This window comes from Kitasatospora sp. NPDC029367 (assembly GCF_055569135.1).
This window is the reverse complement of record NZ_JBVHYH010000004.1, coordinates 1-16,197: the sequence shown is the minus strand read 5'-3', so window position 1 is coordinate 16,197 and position 16,197 is coordinate 1. Positions and strand designations below refer to the sequence as shown.

Genomic DNA, 16,197 nt, shown 5'->3' with positions numbered 1-16,197 from the left:
CCCAGCAGCCGAAAGCGCCCAACAGCTAGGCCCGCTCAGCACTTGGGCCCGCCCAGCAGCCGAAAAGCGCCCAGCAGCCGGGAACGCTCAGCAGCTGGGAACGCTGCCGCCGCTCTTCAACGCCTCCAGCGCCTGCACCGACTCGGCGAGCGTGCCCACCGGCACCAGCCGCAGCGTCTTGGGGGTGTTCACCTTGGCGTCCGTGCACTCCTCCTTGGGCAGCAGGAACACCGTGGCGCCGTCCCGGGCCGCCGCCTGGGTCTTCAACGGGACGCCGCCGACCGGGCCGACGGTGCCGTCGTCGGCGATGGTGCCGGTGCCCGCGATCCTGAGCCCACCGGTGAGGTCGCCGCCCTTGCCGTCACCGGCGAGCTTGTCGACGATGCCCAGCGCCAGCATCTGTCCGGCGCTGGGGCCGCCGACGTCGCCCAGGTCGACCTTGACCTTCACCTGGGCCGGCGAGAGGTGGAGGTAGCCGAGCGCGGCCGCGGTGGCGCTGTCCTGGGACTCGGCCATCTGCTGGGCGGTCACCTGCTCCGCCTTGGCCGGGTCGCTCTGCGGGTACACCGTCTCGGTCGGCCGGACGGCCTCGTCCTGGTCGAACCAGGCCCGCAGCCCCCGCCAGAACGTGGTCTGCTGCCCCGGGTTGGTGGCCGAGATGGTGACCATCCGAAGCTCACCGTCGGTGCTGCGCAGCGGCGCCCCGGTGATGGTGAGCACCGGCCGGCCCTGGTAGGTGCCCAGGGTGTCCGCGGTCAGGCCCGGCCAGGTGACGGTGTACGGCAGCGGGACGAAGGCCGCCACGCCGAACAGCGCGGCGACCAGCACCCCGCAGAGCGCGAGCGAGCGGGTCCGCGGGGACGGGAGGGCCTTGGGCAGCTTGGTGTCGGACACAAGGGGAATCCAAACACACCCGACACCCCGCGCGAGCGCTACCGCAGGGCGTCGGCCACCTCGGTGGCCGCCTCCACCACCCGGGGGCCGACCCGTTCGGGCACCAGCCCGTTGAGCATCACCACGCCGACGCTGCCCTCGATGCCGCTCAGCCCGAGCAGCGCGGCGGCGGCCCCGCTGGCCCCGGACTGCTCCTCCGCACGGGTGATGACGAAGCCCTGTTCGGGGCGGCGCTGACTGGGGAAGGTGCGGGCCTCCAGGATCGCCCGGCCGGCCGCGCTCTCGCCGAGCGGGTGGCGCAGGCCGGTGCGGTAGGCGACGTGGAAGTCGGTCCAGCTGGGCTCGACGACGGCGACGGCCAGGGCCTCGTTGCCGTCCACCAGGGTCAGGTGGGCGGTGGCGCCGAGGTCCTCGGCGAGGCTGCGCAGGGCGGGCAGTGCGGCCTCGCGCAGCAGCGGGTGCACCCGGTGGGCCAGCCGCAGCACGCCGAGGCCGACCCGGGCCCGACCGCCGATGTCGCGGCGGACCAGGCCGTGCTGCTCCAGGGTGGCGAGGAGCCGGTAGACCACGGTGCGGTTGACGGCGAGCCGGGCGGCCAGCTCGGTGACGGTGAGCCCGCGCTCGGAGTCGGCGAGGAGCTTGAGGACGCGGACGCCGCGGTCCAAGGTCTGGGAGGTCTCTGCTGTCACGACGGGCAGTCCTTTCCGCGGCGCTCGCGGGGCGTGCGGCGCCGGGCCAGAAGGTCGGTGTCGCGCGCAGGTGGGGGTGGCCGCGCTCGGGCCGTGCGGCGTCGTCCCTGACGACCGCACGGTCCTGCGGAGCCCGTCCCGCGGGGGTTGCCCGGCGGAAGAGCGTGGGGGAAAGGTAGTGAAGTAATTCCCGCGGCGGAAGTGGTTGTCCAAAATTCGGTCGTGATCGGCATCACCGCCGCCGGGAATTCCGGACAAATCATGCCGATCCACCGGCCCGACCAGGGCGCCAGTTCGACCCCGGTCCGATGTCCGGACACCCCGGGGGGGCGGCGGTCCGGGCCCAGGACTGCCCTGGCGGCCCGGATCGCCTGCCGGACCGTTACTTCGCCCACTCCCGGATCTTGGCGATCCGCGCCTTCAACTGGTTGGCGGTGGCCTGCGCGGTCAGCGGCCCGCCGCACTGGCGGCGCAGCTCGTTGTGGACGGTGCCGTGCGGCTGGTTGGTGCGGTGGTGCCAGGCGGCGACCAGCGCGTTCAGCTCCTTGCGCAGCTCGCGCAGCTCCTGGTGGGTGACCACCGGCCGCTGCTCGGCCGGGAGCTCCAGCAGGTCGGCCTCCTCGGCGGGCTTGGTCTTGCTGCGCTGGATCTGCCGGTGCTGGCGCTTCTGCAGCAGCATCTGCACCTGGTCCGGCTCCAGCAGGCCCGGGATGCCGAGGTAGTCCTCCTCCTCCTCGCTCCCCGGGTGGGCCTGCATGCCGAACTCCATGGCGTTGTACAGGACCCGGTCGAAGACCGCCTCGGAGCCCAGCGCCTCGTAGGAGAACTCCTCGCCGCCCGCGCCGTCCGGCCCGTCGTTGGCGCGCTCGGCCTCGGCGAGCAGCCGGTCCTCCTCGTCGAAGAGGCCGTCGCCCTCCTTCTTCGGCCGGTCCAGCACGTGGTCGCGCTGGAGCTCCATCTCGTTGGCGAAGCCCAGCAGCATCGGGATGGTCGGCAGGAACACCGAGGCGGTCTCGCCGCGCTTGCGGGCGCGCACGAAGCGGCCGACGGCCTGGGCGAAGAACAGCGGGGTGGAGATCGAGGTGGCGTACACCCCGACGCACAGCCGGGGCACGTCGACGCCCTCGGACACCATGCGGACCGCGACCATCCAGCGCGAGGTGCCCGCCGCGAAGTCGGAGATCCGCTGCGAGGCCTCGGCCTCGTCGGAGAGCACCAGGGTGACCTTCTCGCCGCTGATCTCGCGCAGCATCTTGGCGTAGGCGCGGGCCACGTTCTGGTCGGTGGCGATCACCAGTCCGCCGGCGTCCGGGATCGCCTTGCGGACCTCGGTGAGCCGGCGGTCGGCGGCCTGGAGGACGGAGGGGATCCACTCGCCCTGCGGGGACAGCGCGGTGCGCCAGGCCTGGGCGATCAGGTCCTTGGTCATCGGCTCGCCGAGCCGGGCCTCCAGCTCGTCCCCGGACTTGGTGCGCCAGCGCATGTTGCCGCTGTAGCTGAGGAAGATCACCGGGCGGACGACGTGGTCGGCGAGCGCGTGCCCGTAGCCGTAGGTGTAGTCGGCGATGGACTTGCGGATGCCGTCGCTGCCCGCGTCGTAGGCCACGAAGGGGATCGGGTTGGTGTCCGAGCGGAACGGCGTCCCGGTCAGCGCCAGTCGGCGGGTGGCCGGCTCGAAGGCCTCGAAGCAGGCCTCGCCCCAGGACTTGGAGTCACCGGCGTGGTGGATCTCGTCCATGATCACGAGGGTCTTGCGGGCCTCGGTCCGGTTCCGGTGCAGCATCGGGTTGACCCCGACGCCCGCGTAGGTGACCACGATGCCGTGGTAGTCCCGGGAGAGCGGGCCGGAGGAGTACGCCGGGTCCAGCCGGATGCCTATCCGCGCGGCGGCCTCGGCCCACTGCTTCTTCAGGTGCTCGGTCGGGGCGACGACGGTCACCTGCTGCACCAGGTGGTTGTGCAGCAGGTACGAGGCCAGGGTGAGGGCGAAGGTGGTCTTGCCGGCGCCCGGGGTGGCGACCGCGAGGAAGTCCCGCGGCTGGGTCTCGATGTACTTGTCCAGCGCACCCTGCTGCCAGGCCCGCAGCTTGCCCGCGGTGCCCCAGGGGGCACGACCGGGGAAGGCCGGGGAGAGGTGGTGCGAGGCGGCGGGCGCGGCGTGGCCGACGACCCGGGCGGGCTCCTGCTGCTCCGGTGCGTCGGAGAACAGCGGCATCGAGGAGGCGGCGGCAGTACTCACGGTCTCCGAGGGGGGATCATCGCAGGTCAGAGGCGGTTTTGCGGCCCCGTCCCGCGGTCGGGCGGCGATCGGACAACCCGCCCAGCCTACCGGCCCGGCGCCGCTCGGACCTCCAGGACGGGCTCCGCGCCGGGCCCGGACGGCCGGAAATCGATGTGACGCAGGTCACGTCGATTCACCCGTGGAACCGGGTAATCCCCACCGCCCCCGGCACTCTCACCAGGGTGAGGCCGCCCCAACCCCACCTGCCGTCGGGCGGCCCGCGCCGAACGAAGGGACCCACCCCTTGTACTCCGCCGTCGAAGAGACCGTCCAGGCCCGTCTGATCCTCTCCCCGCAGCGTTCCGCCCGGCTGCGCGTGGTCCTGTCGTACCTGCCGGAGGACCCGTACGCGGTCCGGATGGCCTTCCCGGCCGAGTTCTCGCTGGACGGGCCCGCGGACGAGCGGGCCGGCGAGGACATCGTCTGGGTGTTCGCCCGTCAGCTGCTCTCGGCCGGCCTGGAGCTGCCGGCCGGCGTCGGCGACGTCCACGTCCGCCCCACCCTCGACCGGCGCACCATGGTCGAGCTGCGGGCCCCGGAGGGCACCGCGCTGCTCCGGTTCGACACCGGGGACCTGCGCCGGTTCCTGTGGCGCAGCCGCCTGCTCGTCCCGGAGGGCGAGGAGCACCTGCACCTGGACGCCGACCGCGCCCTCGCCCAGCTGCTCGGCTGACGGCCGTTCGCCCGCTCGCCTCCGGGGCGGGTGGTCAGCCGTTCAGCCGTTCAGCCGGACTCCTTGCGCATCACCCGGTTCAGCCGGACAGCTTGCGCATCAGCCGGACCCCCTGCGCCGCCGTGAGGTGCGGCAGATAGGCCTTGCCGATCGCCCTGGTGATGCCGGGCAGCGCGGCCGGGTCGGGGTACGCCATGTACATCGGCCGGTACTCCGGCTGGAACTTCGCCTTGAACGCCAGCAGCGAGCGGAAGCCGTACACCGGTTCCAGCACCCGGCCCATCCAGTCCAGCATCCGCTGCAGACCGGCGGGCTCCTCGTCCTGCCTGGCGCGGGCCAGCGGTGCCCCCGACAGCGAGAGGAAGCGGGCGCCCTCGCCCTTGAAGCCGAGCGCGGCCGAGGCGATCAGGAACTCGCTCACGCCGCGGAAGCCGTCCGAGCGCCGCCGCATGAAGTCGAGCGTCCAGCCGACCGGCACACCGTCCTCGTACACCGGCATCCAGCTGGTGACCCCGTGCACCACCCGGTCCTGGTCCACCGCGACCAGCACCCGCACGTCCGGGTCGTCCAGCTCCTCCAGTCCGCCGAGCGTGAAGCCCATCTCGGGCAGGCCCTTCTCGGAGACCCACTCCTCGGAGATGGCCCGGATCTGGTCGCGCAGCGCGAGCGGCGCCTCCTGGTAGGTCCACCACTCCGCGGTGATGCCCTGCTTGCCGGCCTTGTTCAGGGCGGTGCGGATGTCCTGCCACTTGCGGCCGGTGAAGGCCAGCTCCGGCAGCGGCACCACGGTGTCCTCGGCGACCTGCACCGAACGCCAGCCGAGCTGCGCGGCCGCCGCCCTGGTCTCGGCGCAGACGCTGTAGAAGCACGGCGTCCAGCCGCGGGCGTCGCAGTAGCGGGCGAATCCGGCCACCGCCCGGGCCCGCTCCTCCGGGGCGCCGAACGGGTCGCCGGTGGTCAGCGCCACGGTGCCGACCACCCGGTAGGCGACGGCCGCCCGGCCCCGCTCGTCGAACCAGTAGTGGTTGCCCTCCCAGGTGGTGATGAAGGACAGCGTCCCGCCGCCGTGCTGGGCGAGCAGCGCCCGGGCCCGGGCGGCCGCCGCCGTGTCGGTGCGCAGCACCGGACGGCGGAACGCCGACAGCAGCGCGAGCAGCGCGACCACCCAGAACGCCAGCCCGCAGTACGTCTCCAGGAACAGCGCCATCGGGCCGACGGCTATCGGGTAGTCCGGCAGCAGGTCGTTGTACGCGGGCGGCAGGAACTGGGCGGGCAGCCCGCTCACCAGCCCGCGCACGCCTGCCCCCGGCTCGAACTGCCCGGCCACCAGCCGCCCGAGGCCCACGTACGCGGCCGCCGCCACCAGCGCGGCCCCGCCGACCACGGCGGCCAGTCGGCGCACCGCCCGGCCGGCCAGCCGCAGCCGGAACCGCTGCCGGGTGGCCAGCAGCAGCACGGTGGTCAGCAGCGGCAGCAGCATCGCCTCGACGAAGTACTGCACCGCGTCCCCGTCGACCGGCCCGGCCTCGAAGTACAGCCAGGCCAGCAGCGCGGCCCAGAGCACCTCGGTGACGACGCTGATCCGCCAGGCGAACCGCAGGCCCCGGCGCAGCCCCTCGGCGAGCACCAGCAGCAGGGCCGGGAAGAGCGCTGCCATCAGCCGGGCGGGGGTGTCGAAGATCCGCTCGACGGCGTGCGCCCGGGCACAGTCGTGCGCCGAGGCGGCGCAGAAGTCGGCCACCTCCTCGGGGCTGAGCCGGTGCGAGAGGTACAGCTCGGAGAAGGTGTTGAACGGCCCGCTGGCGTTGTCGTACAGCGAGGCGATCAGGGGCCCGCAGGCGGCGGCGACCAGGCAGAGCGCGACCAGCACCCGGGTCTCGCCGTGCGAGGAGCGGTGGGCGCGCAGGTACGGCCGGCCGCGGCTGAGCAGGGCGCCCAGGCCGAGGCCGAACAGCGCGCCGGCGCAGCGCTGGACGCTCTGCAGGTGCCCCACGTACAGGGTCATGACCAGCGGGACGAGCAGCACCAGCAGGTGCAGCCGGCGGCGCCAGAGGACGGTGAGCCGGTAGCCGAGCACCCCGGCCACGGCGAACAGGCCGACGGCGGGCCCGACCGAGGTCTGGTCGGCCACCGAGGCGGTCCACTGCTCCCCGGCCGAGGAGCCGAAGGCGACCAGCCCGGTGCCCAGCAGGGTGCCGGCCACCTGCCCGCCGACCAGCAGCGCGAGGGTGCGCAGCCGGCCGAACCGGCGCTCGGCGGCCGGGCCGACCAGGAGCAGCAGCAGGCTGGTGAAGACGTACGAGCCGATGCCCGTGGAGAAGAGGAGCGAGCTGGCCGGCGTCCACCAGCGGCCCTCGCCGAGGGTGGGCAGGCCGACGCCGACCCGGGCGAGCAGCCGCCCGGACGGCCCGCCGGACAGGCTGCCGGTCGCCGCGCCGAGGGCCCAGAGCCCGGCCAGCAGCGCCAGGGTCAGCGGCGCCGAGCGCAGCCGGTCGCCGAGCACCCGGACGGCCCGGCGGATCCGCTGCGGCCCGGCCTCCGGCGTCGGGGTGACCGGGGCCAGGTGGGCGTCCTGCGGCTGCGCGCCCTGCGCGTCCCGCCCCTCCGCGCGCTCCCGCCCCCTGGCGGTGCGCGCCGCCGTCCCGATCACCGGGTCAGGCCGGTCTGCTGGGCCAGCCACGGTATCTGCCGGACGATGCCCGGGCGGAAGACGACCCAGCCGTGACCTCCCGGCATGAGCTCGAACTTCGCCTTCATACCGGCCTCCTGGGCGAGCTGGTAGACCTTCTCCATCTGCGGTCTGAACTCCCCGTCGTGTTCGCCGACGACCAGCGCGACGCTGGTGTCCGGGAACTTCCGGCGGGCCATCACATGGGCGGGGTCGACCGCCTCGAACTTCTTCCCGTCGCCGCCGAAGGCCGCCTTGACGGTCTCCTCGCGGGTGCCCAGGGTGGGCTCCTCCTGCCCGGACATGTCGAGCACGGTGCCGTACACGTCGGGCGCGTTGACCCCGAGCTGGAGGGCGCAGGTGCCGCCCATCGAGGCGCCGCCGATCGCCCAGGCCTTCGGGCCGGTGGCGGCCTGGAGGTTCTGCTGGACCCACCGGGGGACGTCCACCGCGAGGTAGGTCTGCACCTTGGCGATCTTCGAGTCCAGGCAGAGCGTGTTGGCCCAGGTCGAGCCGAGCTGGTCGGGCATCACGACGATCGGCGCCAGGCCGTGGTGCTCGGCCGCGAACGCGTCCATCGCCGCGTTGATCTGCCCGGAGAGCACCCAGTCCCCGGGCTGCCCGGGCTGGCCGGGGAGCATCACGACCACGGGCAGCAGCGGCCGCGGGGTGGCCTGGTAGGCGGGCGGGAGGTAGACGTACGCGTCCCGGGCCTTGAAGCCGGACCGCAGGCCCGGGATCGGGACCACCGAGACGGTGCCCTTGTCGGGCAGGTTCGCCGGGGGCTGCCAGACCTCCTCCAGCACCTGCTGCGGCTGGGCGGAGACGGTCTGCGCCACCTTGGCGGCGACCAGGCCCTCGGTCCTGGTCAGCCACGGTGCGAGCATCACCCGCCCGTTGGGGAACTGGCCGAAGCCGGTGTTCACCTCGGAGGCGGCCATCAGCAGGACCAGCCCGCTGAGGCCGAGCGCCAGGCCCCGGCGCGGCCAGGACAGCCGGCGCATCCGGTACCCCGCCAGGCAGAAGCCCAGCAGGGCGACGGCTATCCACCAGGTGACGTACCGGGGGGTGCCCTCCGGGAAGGGGTGCCACCAGCCGTCGACGACGACCTCCAGCAGCAGGCTGAGCGCCGCCGCGGTGATCAGCGCGGCGGGCAGCCGGACCCGCCACCAGCTGCGGCCGCGGCCGACGGCGAGCGCGAACAGCGCGGCCCAGCCGGCCAGCAGGACGGCCTGCGGGATGGGACCGTGGGTGAGCGGCCAGTCGATCGGGTTCCAGCGGCTGGCGAGGGTGAGCGTGGTCATGCGGCTTTGCCCGGCGGTGTGGTGTCGGCCAGGAATCCGTAGGCGACGACGTTTCCCTCGTAGCCGTGTTCCTCGCTGTACGCGCCGCCGCAGGTGATCACCCGCAGCTGAGCGTCGGCGGCCTGGCGGTAGACCCGGTCGTCCGGGAAGTCCTTTCGGTCGTGCACTTCGATGGCGTACAGCTGGTAGACGGCGGTGGCGCCGTCGGCGCGGGCGATCTCGATCCGGTCGCCCCGGTGGAGTGCTCCCAGGTGGTAGAAGACGGCCGGTCCGGCCTTGTTGTCGACGTGCCCGGCCAGGATGGCGGTGCCGCGCTGGCCGGGGCTGGCGCCGCCGCGGTACCAGCCCGCGAGGTTGCGGTCGGCCGCGGGCGGGGCCTGGAGGTGGCCGTCGGGGTCCAGTCCCAGCTCGGTGACGGGGGCGTCCAGGCGGACGGCCGGGATGCGGATCCGGGTCGGGGCGGACGGGCCGAGCGGGGGGACGACGGAGACCGGGGCGAAGCCCGACAGCGACTGTCCGCTCGGCGCGGGCGGCAGTACGGGCGAGCCGCCGCCGTTCAGCAGCCAGGCGCCGAGCACCAGGGCGGCGCCGGCCGCCAGGGTGCCCGGCCAGGGGCTGCTGCTCTGCCGGTCGCCCACGGGTGCTCCCTTCTGCCGGCCCGGATCCCATTCCTGAGAGTTTGCTGGGAACTCATTCAATCGGATCGGACCCTGGGGCACGTCCTCACGACGGCCCGATCCGCACCCGCCGATCGGCAGGGATGACGGCTTCGGACCTGCACGGAGTGGGTGCGCGGCCACGGAAAGTGACCTTCCGCTTCCGCGTCCGGATGCGGCGCCCCCACCCGGCCCCCACCCGTACGAACACCTTCGACGTTTCGGTCCGCCGTTTCGGTTGCGTCAATCGGGCGATCGATTGCGACCGTTCGCTGCGCCTCTACGACCGTTCCGGTCCACATGCCATCCTGACCCGGTCACGGGCTCCACCCCCTCCGGGCCGACCGGACCCCCCGCGCGCCGCACGCACCCCGCACGCCTGCCGGACTCCGCCCGCCCGTCGAACACCTCACGAACGGAGTGACCATGGACGCGCTCTCCCGCCGAACCCTGCTGGCCGCCGGAGCGGCCACCGCCGCCACCCTGGCGGCGGGCTGCGGCAGCGACCGGGCCGGCGGGGGCGGGGAGCACGCGGCCGACGGCGCGGCCCCGGCCACCCCGGCGTCCGAGGGGCAGAGCGCCACCCCGGCCGCGGTCCCGCAGAAGCCGCAGACCGTCCTGCTCGGCGACGGCTCCACCTCCGACACCGGCCCCCAGCCCCGCCAGCCCGTCCCGGACCGGCTCCAGCCCGGCCAGCGGCCCCCGCAGTTCGTGGTCTTCTCCTGGGACGGCGCCGGCGAGCTCGACAACGGGCTGTTCGCCCGCTTCCGCCGGCTGGCCCAGGAGCACAACGCCTCGATGACCTTCTTCCTCAGCGGCCTCTACCTGCTGCCGGAGTCCAAGAAGGACCTGTACCGCCCGCCGCAGCACAAGGTCGGTGCCTCCGAGATCGGCTACCTGAGCGACCAGCACATCCACGACACCCTGGAGAACGTGCACGCCGCCTGGCTGGAGGGCCACGAGATCGGCACCCACTTCAACGGCCACTTCTGCGGCCCCACCGGCGTCGGCGCGTGGTCCCCGGAGGAGTGGGAGAGCGAGATCCAGCAGGCGATGGAGTTCGTGACGAGCTGGCGCACCAACACCGGCTTCACCGACCTGCCGGCCCTGCCCTTCGACTACCGCAAGGAGCTGATCGGCAGCCGCACGCCCTGCCTGGAGGGCCAGCGCAACCTGCTGCCCACCGCCGTCAAGCGCGGCTGGCGCTACGACAGCAGCGGCAACGGCACCCAGGTCTGGCCGCAGAAGATCCAGGGCGGCGCGCTCTGGGACCTCCCGCTGCAGGCCATCCCCTTCCCCGGGCACACCTTCCAGGTGCTGTCGATGGACTACAACATCATGTTCAACCAGTGCGGCCCCAACACCAAGGCCGACCCGGCGCTCTACCCGGGCTTCCAGGCCCAGGCCCGGGACTCCTACCTGATGGGCTTCGACCGCACCTACAACAGCAACCGGGCGCCGTACATCATCGGCAACCACTTCGAGGAGTGGAACGGCGGCATCTACATGAACGCCGTCGAGGACGTGCTCAAGTCGATCGCGGGCAAGCCGGAGGTCCGGCTGGTCTCCTTCCGCCAGCTGGTCGACTGGCTGGACGCCCAGGACCCGGCGGTGCTGCGCAAGCTCCAGAGCCTCGGCCCGGGCCAGTCCCCGGCCGGCGGCTGGGAGGCCTTCCTCGGCACCCCGGCCGCGCCGCCGGCCGCCTCCCCCACCGCCACCGCCACCGCCTCCTGACCGCCGGTCAGGCCCGGACCCGTACCCGCCCGGCGAGCAGCGCCCCCAGCGCCGCCACCGCGGCCATCACCAGCAGGATCACCGCGAAGGCGCCGGGCGAGCCGTCGGCCCCGGCGCCTTCGTGCGCCGCGACCGGCGAGCCGCCGCCCAGCGCCGCGAACAGCACCCCGGCCAGACCGGTCAGCAGCACGTTGCCCAGCGCGTCGCTCATCTGCAGCGCGGCCGAGTTCGCCCCCGCGTCCTCGGGCGCGGAGAGCTTCATCATCAGCACGCTGACGCTCGCGACCGTCAGCCCCATCCCGATGCCGCCGACGCCCCAGGCCACCGAGGCCACCCAGGCCGGCACCGCCGGGACCAGCACCAGCGCGGCGGCCGCGATCGCCACCGCCGTCAGCACGAAGCCGCCCCGGATCATCGCCTCGCGGTACCGCTCGGCCCCCGGGCGGCCCTGCAGCCAGGAGCCCAGCGCCCAGGTCAGCCCGCCGCTGGTCAGGGTGAGCCCGGACAGCGTCGGCGAGAGGTCGCGCTGGGTGGTCATCATCAGCGGGACGAAGGCCTCGGCCCCGAGGAACGCCCCCGCCGCCAGCCCGCGCAGCAGGATCACCGTCGGCAGCCCGCGCCCGGCCCGCAGGGTCCGCTTCGGCAGCAGCCCCAGCACGGCCGGGGCCAGCAGCGCCGCCCCCGCGACGCCGGGGAGCAGCCCGACCAGGTCCCGGCGCTGGCCGGCGTACTGCAGCAGGCCCGCACCGACCGCCGCCATCGCGGCGAGCAGGGTGCGGCGGCGGTCGAAGTCGGCACCCTTGGGCACCGGGTGCTCCCGCTCGGAGCGGGCCAGCGCCGGGCCCATCACCGCCAGCGGCAGCAGGATCAGCACCGGCACCGCCAGGAAGACCCAGCGCCAGCCGAGGTGCTGGGTGACGGCCCCGGAGACCAGCGGCCCGACGATCGAGGGCAGCACCCAGGCCGAGGAGAAGGCGGCGAACACCGCCGGCCGCAACCGCTCCGGGTAGGCCCGGCCGACCACCACGTACAGCGCGACGATCACCAGCCCGCCGCCCAGCCCCTGGATCGCCCGCCCGGCCACGAACACCCACATGCCCGGCGCCGTCCCGGCCACCACCAGGCCCGCGCCGAACACCGCGATGCCGGTGAACAGCGGCCGGAGCGGGCCGCGCCGGTCGCACCACTGGCCGGAGACGACCAGGGCGAACAGCGTGGTGGTGAAGTAGCCGGAGAAGGCGAAGGCGTACAGCCCCAGGCCGTCCAGCTCCCGGGCCGCGGTCGGCATCGCGGTGTTGACGGCGGTCGCCTCGAAGGCGATCACCAGCACCACCGACACGATCCCGAGCGTCAGGGCCCGGAAGCGGCCGCTCATGACCCCGCCCCCGGGGTCGGCTCCGGAGGGTGTCGAGGGCGAGTCGACCGAGGTGGGGGAGGCAGTGGTCATGGGTGACATCGTAAGAGCCGTCCGCGCCCTTGACTCCTGACCGGAGTCCCTGGCCGGATCCGTCGCAGGGCCTAGGACCGGCCCCGGAACAGGCGTCAGTGCAGCACCTTGAGCCCCACCACACCGCAGACGATCAGCAGCAGGCAGCCGATCCGGGCCATGGTCACCGCGTCGCCCAGGACGGCCATGCCGTAGAGCGCGGTGCCGACCGCGCCGATGCCGACCCAGACCGCGTAGCCGGTGCCGATCGGGATGGTGCGCATCGCGTACGCCAGCCCGCCCATGCTGAACAGCAGCGCGACGCCGAACACGAGGCTGGGGGTGAGCCGGGAGAAGCCCTTGGACGATTCCAGGGCCACCGCCCAGACGGTCTCCAGGAGACCCGAGACGATCAGAACGAGCCAAGCCATGACGGCCGTACCTCCGCAGTCCACAGCGGCCGGATTGCCGCTGAACTGCGCCGTCTTGTCGTCACCGGGTACGACGCGCTCGTCCGGGGTGGCGGGGGAATCAACCACCTGTTCCGACGGTAGCACACATTGCCACACAGAATTTACAGAACGTCATTGACCCCATTCGGCCGGTACGCCATCCTGAATTCACTGGCCGTGTGCCCGAGTGGCTCAGGGAATCGTCTGCAAAGCGATGTACGCGGGTTCAATTCCCGCCACGGCCTCGGAAACGGAATTGCCGGTCGACTGGAAGTCGACCGGCAATTCCGCATTTCCCGTTCCATTTCCGGCCGCCGCGGGAGCCCGGCACGACGGCCGCCGCACCGGGCGCGGCGGCCGGGCACCGGCTCAGGCCGTGACGGCGTCCTCCGGGCGGATCGGCAGCCGGCCCACCGGCAGCCCGGTGGCGGCCCGGACGGCGGCGGCGACCGCCGAGGGGGCGACCACCGCGGGCACGGCGCTGACCGCCTTGGCCCCGAAGGTGGCGACCACGTCCCGCTCCTCCAGCAGCGCGGCGATCCGCACCTCCGGAGTGTCCAGCGAGGTCGGCAGCCGGTAGCCGGTGAGCGAGGGGTTGGCCATCACCCCGCCCGAGGTCTGGAGGTCCTCCATCAGCGCCAGTCCCACCCCGTGGGCCACGCCCGCCTCGATCCGGTCCTCGATCTGGCGCGGGTTCAGCGCCCGGCCGACGTCCTGGGCGACGGTCATCTCGACCACCCGGACGGACCCCAGCTCGATGTCCACGTCCACCACCGCGCGCATCGCGCAGAAGGAGATGGAGACGAAGGCGTCGCCGTGCCCGGACTCGTCCAGCGGCTCGGTCGGGTGCGGGCGGCACTGCGCGGTGGCCCAGAGCTCCTTGCCCTCCAGCGCCTCCGCGACCGGCATGCCGAGCACCCCGTCGTAGGAGGTGATCTTGCCGTCGGCGATCTGCAGCAGCTCCACCGACATCCCGAAGTCGGCCGCGATCGGCTGCAGCAACTGGTGGCGGACCATCAGCGCGGCCCGCTCGACCGCCCCGCCGGAGACCCAGGTGTGCCGGCCCCGGGCGGAGGGCCCGGCGATCGACTGGTCGCTGTCGGCCGGCGCGATGTAGACCTCGCTGACGCCCAGCACGGTCTGCACGATCTGCCGGGCCAGCGTGGCGAAGCCCTGCCCGGCGTCGACGGCCGCGCAGATCACCGTGGCGTGGTCCCCGCTGACCCGCACGGTGGCGGTGGAGACCTCGTCCTCGCCCTCGGCGCCCAGCATGTGCACCATGCCGACGGCGTAGCCGATCCCGCGCCGCACCGCGGCCGGGTCCCCGGCCCCGCCGGGACCGCCCGGCAGCAGCCACTCGGCGTCCGGGTCGTCCACCGGCAGGGCCGGCAGCGGCTCGGCGGCCACCGCGTCCAGCAGCGCCTTCACCGGGGCCGGGCAGGTGACGGCCTGTCCGGTGGGCAGCGGGTCGCCGGTGGACATCGCGTTGCGGCGGCGGATCTCCACCGGGTCCACGCCCACCCGGGCGGCCAGCTGGTCCAGCTGGGACTCGTACGCGAAGCAGGCCTGGAGCGCCCCCTCGCCGCGCATCCGCCCGGCCGGCGGGTTGTTGGTGCGCACCGCCCAGGCGTCCACGAACACGTTCGGGCAGACGTACGGGCCGACCGAGAAGGCCGTCGCGGCGGCCAGCGCCTCGGCGGAGACGTCGGCGTAGGCGCCGCCGTCCAGCAGGATCTGCGCCTCCACCTTCACCAGGGTGCCGTCGGCGTCGGCGTGGTGGCGGTAGCGCAGCAGCGCGGGGTGGCGCGAGGCGTGGGTGTGGAAGGACTCCTCGCGGGTGAGGGTCATCTTCACCGGGCGGCCGGTGCGCAGCGCCAGCAGCGCCAGGGTGACCTGGAAGGAGAGGTCCTCGCGGTCGGTGGTGGCGCCGGGCACGCCGGTGACCACCAGGCGGACCCGGTCCGGCTCCAGGCCCAGGCAGGCGGCGGTGCGGTCGCGGTCGCCGTGCGGGTCGGTGGAGGACAGGTGCAGCTCGACGCCGCCGTCCGGGCGCGGCACGGCCAGGCCGGCCTCGGCGCCGAGCGGGGCCGGGTCCTGCCGGCCGACCTGGTAGAGGCCCTCGACGATGATCTCGCCGGCCGCGTCCGGGTCCCCGGTGCGCAGCGGCAGGTGGCGGAACAGGTTGCCGTCCGGGTGCAGCGCCGGCGCGGTGAAGGCCTGCTCGGGGTCGGTGACCGCTTCCAGCGGCTCGTAGTCGACCGCGATCAGGCCGACGGCCAGCCGGGCGGTGTCGGGGTGGTCGGCGGCGACCGCGGCGATCGGCTCGCCGTGGTGGCGCACCACGCCGGCGGCCAGCACCGGGCGGTCGGAGACGATCGGGCCGGCCGGGGCGCCGTCCGGCAGGCCGTCCGGGCCGGGCGGCAGGTCGGCCGCGGTGACCACGGCGTGCACCCCGGGCAGGGCGAGCGCGGCCGAGGTGTCGATGCCGCGGATCCGGGCGTGCGGGTGCGGCGAGCGCAGCACCGCGCCCCACAGCAGCCCCTCGGCCCAGAGGTCGGCCGCGTACGGGTAGATGCCGAGCGCCTTGGGCAGCGCGTCGCTGCGCAGCGGGGAGCTGCCCAGGCCGAAGGGCTCCGGTGCGGCGCCGCCCTCGCCGCCGTCCTGCTGGAGTGCTGCGCCGATGTCGGTAGGCGACGTCATGATGCGTGGTCGTCCTCGGGGAGCCGGATGCCGTGGGCGGGGGTGGCGCCGTAGGGGACGCCGGTGGTCGGGACGCCGGCCTCGGCCGGGGTGCCGTGCGGGTCCGCGTACGGGGTGCCGTGCGGGGGCGTGCCGTCGTGGACGGCCTCGGGCAGCGGGGTGCCGTGCGCGGGGGTGGGCTCGTAGACCGGGGCGTCGTAGCCGGTGTCGTAGCCGGTGTGCTGCTGGTGGCCGTCCGGGTAGCCGGCCGGCACGTAGGTGCCGTGCGCGGGGGTGGCCTGGTACGCCTGCTCGGGGTAGCCCTGGGGGTAGTACACCTGGTCGCCGACGGCCTGGGCGGGGATGCCGGGGCGCATCCCGGTCAGCGCGGAGGTGTCGTACACGCCGGTGTCGTAGCCGCCGTCACCGTACGGCTGCTCGGCGGGGGCCGGGGCCGGCAGCGGGGCCTGGGCCTCGGCGGGCACCGGGGCGGGGGCCGGCTCGACGGGCGGCTGCGGGACGTGCTCGATCCAGGCCTCGGAGTCGGCGTAGACGGGCGGTTCGACGACCGGCTCCGGCTCGGCGGCGGCCGGGGCGCCGGTCTCCGCGGCCGGGGCGGTGTTCCCCTCGGCGGGGGGGGGGGGGGGGGGGGGGGGGGGGGGGGGGGAGGGGTGGGTGGGGGGGGGGGGGGGGGGGGGGGGGGGGGGGGGGGGGGGGGGTGGGTGGGGGTGGGGGGGGGAG

General features: G+C 74.3%; 12 protein-coding genes, 1 tRNA gene and 1 riboswitch. Of the genes, 3 read left to right on the top strand and 10 right to left on the bottom strand.

Going from position 1 to position 16,197, the window contains the following annotated elements:
* Positions 1-87: 87 nt before the first annotated feature.
* From ACZ4W5_RS04030 to ACZ4W5_RS04020, 3 genes are all read right to left on the bottom strand, one after another.
* A complete protein-coding gene (locus tag ACZ4W5_RS04030; RefSeq protein WP_465652623.1) occupies positions 88-894 on the bottom strand; it encodes a S16 family serine protease in 807 nt (268 codons plus the stop codon).
* A 38-nt stretch (positions 895-932) separates the two neighbouring features.
* Positions 933-1,583, bottom strand: a complete 651-nt coding sequence (locus ACZ4W5_RS04025) for an IclR family transcriptional regulator (protein WP_030308168.1) — start codon at positions 1,581-1,583, stop codon at positions 933-935.
* Positions 1,584-1,965: 382 nt separating this feature from the next.
* Positions 1,966-3,798: a DEAD/DEAH box helicase gene (locus tag ACZ4W5_RS04020; protein WP_402486245.1), complete on the bottom strand. Its 1,833-nt coding sequence runs from the start codon at positions 3,796-3,798 to the stop codon at positions 1,966-1,968.
* 310 nt (positions 3,799-4,108) lie between these two features.
* Here ACZ4W5_RS04020 and ACZ4W5_RS04015 point away from each other — a divergent pair, with 310 nt between their 5' ends.
* Entirely contained in the window at positions 4,109-4,537 is a 429-nt protein-coding gene (locus ACZ4W5_RS04015) for an SsgA family sporulation/cell division regulator (RefSeq protein WP_360239052.1), read from the top strand.
* Positions 4,538-4,616: 79 nt separating this feature from the next.
* On the opposite strand, the gene ACZ4W5_RS04010 is transcribed toward ACZ4W5_RS04015, so the two are convergent.
* The 3 genes from ACZ4W5_RS04010 to ACZ4W5_RS04000 are packed head-to-tail and all read right to left on the bottom strand — an operon-like array spanning position 4,617 to position 9,147.
* Entirely contained in the window at positions 4,617-7,217 is a 2,601-nt protein-coding gene (locus ACZ4W5_RS04010) for a rhomboid family intramembrane serine protease (protein WP_465652620.1), read from the bottom strand.
* Entirely contained in the window at positions 7,184-8,509 is a 1,326-nt protein-coding gene (locus tag ACZ4W5_RS04005; RefSeq protein ID WP_360239058.1) for an alpha/beta hydrolase, read from the bottom strand. Before ACZ4W5_RS04005 ends, ACZ4W5_RS04010 begins: the two co-directional genes overlap by 34 nt.
* Entirely contained in the window at positions 8,506-9,147 is a 642-nt protein-coding gene (locus ACZ4W5_RS04000; protein ID WP_402486108.1) for a class F sortase, read from the bottom strand. Before ACZ4W5_RS04000 ends, ACZ4W5_RS04005 begins: the two co-directional genes overlap by 4 nt.
* A gap of 444 nt (positions 9,148-9,591) precedes the next feature.
* On the opposite strand from ACZ4W5_RS04000, the gene ACZ4W5_RS03995 reads away from it, so the two are divergent.
* On the top strand, positions 9,592-10,899 hold the full coding sequence (locus tag ACZ4W5_RS03995; protein WP_465652618.1) for a polysaccharide deacetylase family protein: 1,308 nt from the start codon (positions 9,592-9,594) through the stop codon (positions 10,897-10,899).
* 7 nt (positions 10,900-10,906) lie between these two features.
* Here the strand turns inward: ACZ4W5_RS03995 and ACZ4W5_RS03990 are convergent, their stop codons facing one another.
* Both ACZ4W5_RS03990 and ACZ4W5_RS03985 read right to left on the bottom strand, forming a co-directional pair.
* The gene (locus tag ACZ4W5_RS03990) at positions 10,907-12,346 is read right to left on the bottom strand and encodes an MFS transporter (RefSeq protein ID WP_360239067.1); all 1,440 of its coding nucleotides are present in this window, start codon (positions 12,344-12,346) and stop codon (positions 10,907-10,909) included.
* A 95-nt stretch (positions 12,347-12,441) separates the two neighbouring features.
* Positions 12,442-12,756 carry a DMT family transporter gene (locus ACZ4W5_RS03985; RefSeq protein ID WP_360239070.1) on the bottom strand — a complete coding sequence of 105 codons (315 nt, stop codon included), beginning with the start codon at positions 12,754-12,756 and terminating at the stop codon, positions 12,442-12,444.
* A 44-nt stretch (positions 12,757-12,800) separates the two neighbouring features.
* Positions 12,801-12,867, bottom strand: a riboswitch (guanidine-III (ykkC-III) riboswitch).
* A gap of 83 nt (positions 12,868-12,950) precedes the next feature.
* Here ACZ4W5_RS03985 and ACZ4W5_RS03980 point away from each other — a divergent pair.
* A tRNA-Cys gene (locus tag ACZ4W5_RS03980) sits at positions 12,951-13,022 on the top strand.
* A gap of 124 nt (positions 13,023-13,146) precedes the next feature.
* On the opposite strand, the gene ACZ4W5_RS03975 is transcribed toward ACZ4W5_RS03980, so the two are convergent.
* Together ACZ4W5_RS03975 and ACZ4W5_RS03970 are read right to left on the bottom strand one after the other, a co-directional pair.
* Entirely contained in the window at positions 13,147-15,477 is a 2,331-nt protein-coding gene (locus ACZ4W5_RS03975; protein WP_360239073.1) for a xanthine dehydrogenase family protein molybdopterin-binding subunit, read from the bottom strand.
* Positions 15,474-15,941 carry a hypothetical protein gene (locus tag ACZ4W5_RS03970; protein WP_465652615.1) on the bottom strand — a complete coding sequence of 156 codons (468 nt, stop codon included), beginning with the start codon at positions 15,939-15,941 and terminating at the stop codon, positions 15,474-15,476. The genes ACZ4W5_RS03975 and ACZ4W5_RS03970 overlap by 4 nt, the downstream gene beginning before the upstream one ends.
* Positions 15,942-16,197: the final 256 nt, after the last annotated feature.

What these genes read in the sequence shown, in the direction of transcription:
- ACZ4W5_RS04020 (WP_402486245.1), bottom strand. Translation starts at nt 3,798, where the DNA reads ATGCCGCTGTTCTCCGACGCACCGGAGCAGCAGGAGCCCGCCCGGGTC.
- ACZ4W5_RS03975 (WP_360239073.1), bottom strand. Translation starts at nt 15,477, where the DNA reads ATGACGTCGCCTACCGACATCGGCGCAGCACTCCAGCAGGACGGCGGC.
- ACZ4W5_RS03985 (WP_360239070.1), bottom strand. Translation starts at nt 12,756, where the DNA reads ATGGCTTGGCTCGTTCTGATCGTCTCGGGTCTCCTGGAGACCGTCTGG.
- ACZ4W5_RS04005 (WP_360239058.1), bottom strand. Translation starts at nt 8,509, where the DNA reads ATGACCACGCTCACCCTCGCCAGCCGCTGGAACCCGATCGACTGGCCG.
- ACZ4W5_RS03990 (WP_360239067.1), bottom strand. Translation starts at nt 12,346, where the DNA reads ATGACCACTGCCTCCCCCACCTCGGTCGACTCGCCCTCGACACCCTCC.
- ACZ4W5_RS03995 (WP_465652618.1), top strand. Translation starts at nt 9,592, where the DNA reads ATGGACGCGCTCTCCCGCCGAACCCTGCTGGCCGCCGGAGCGGCCACC.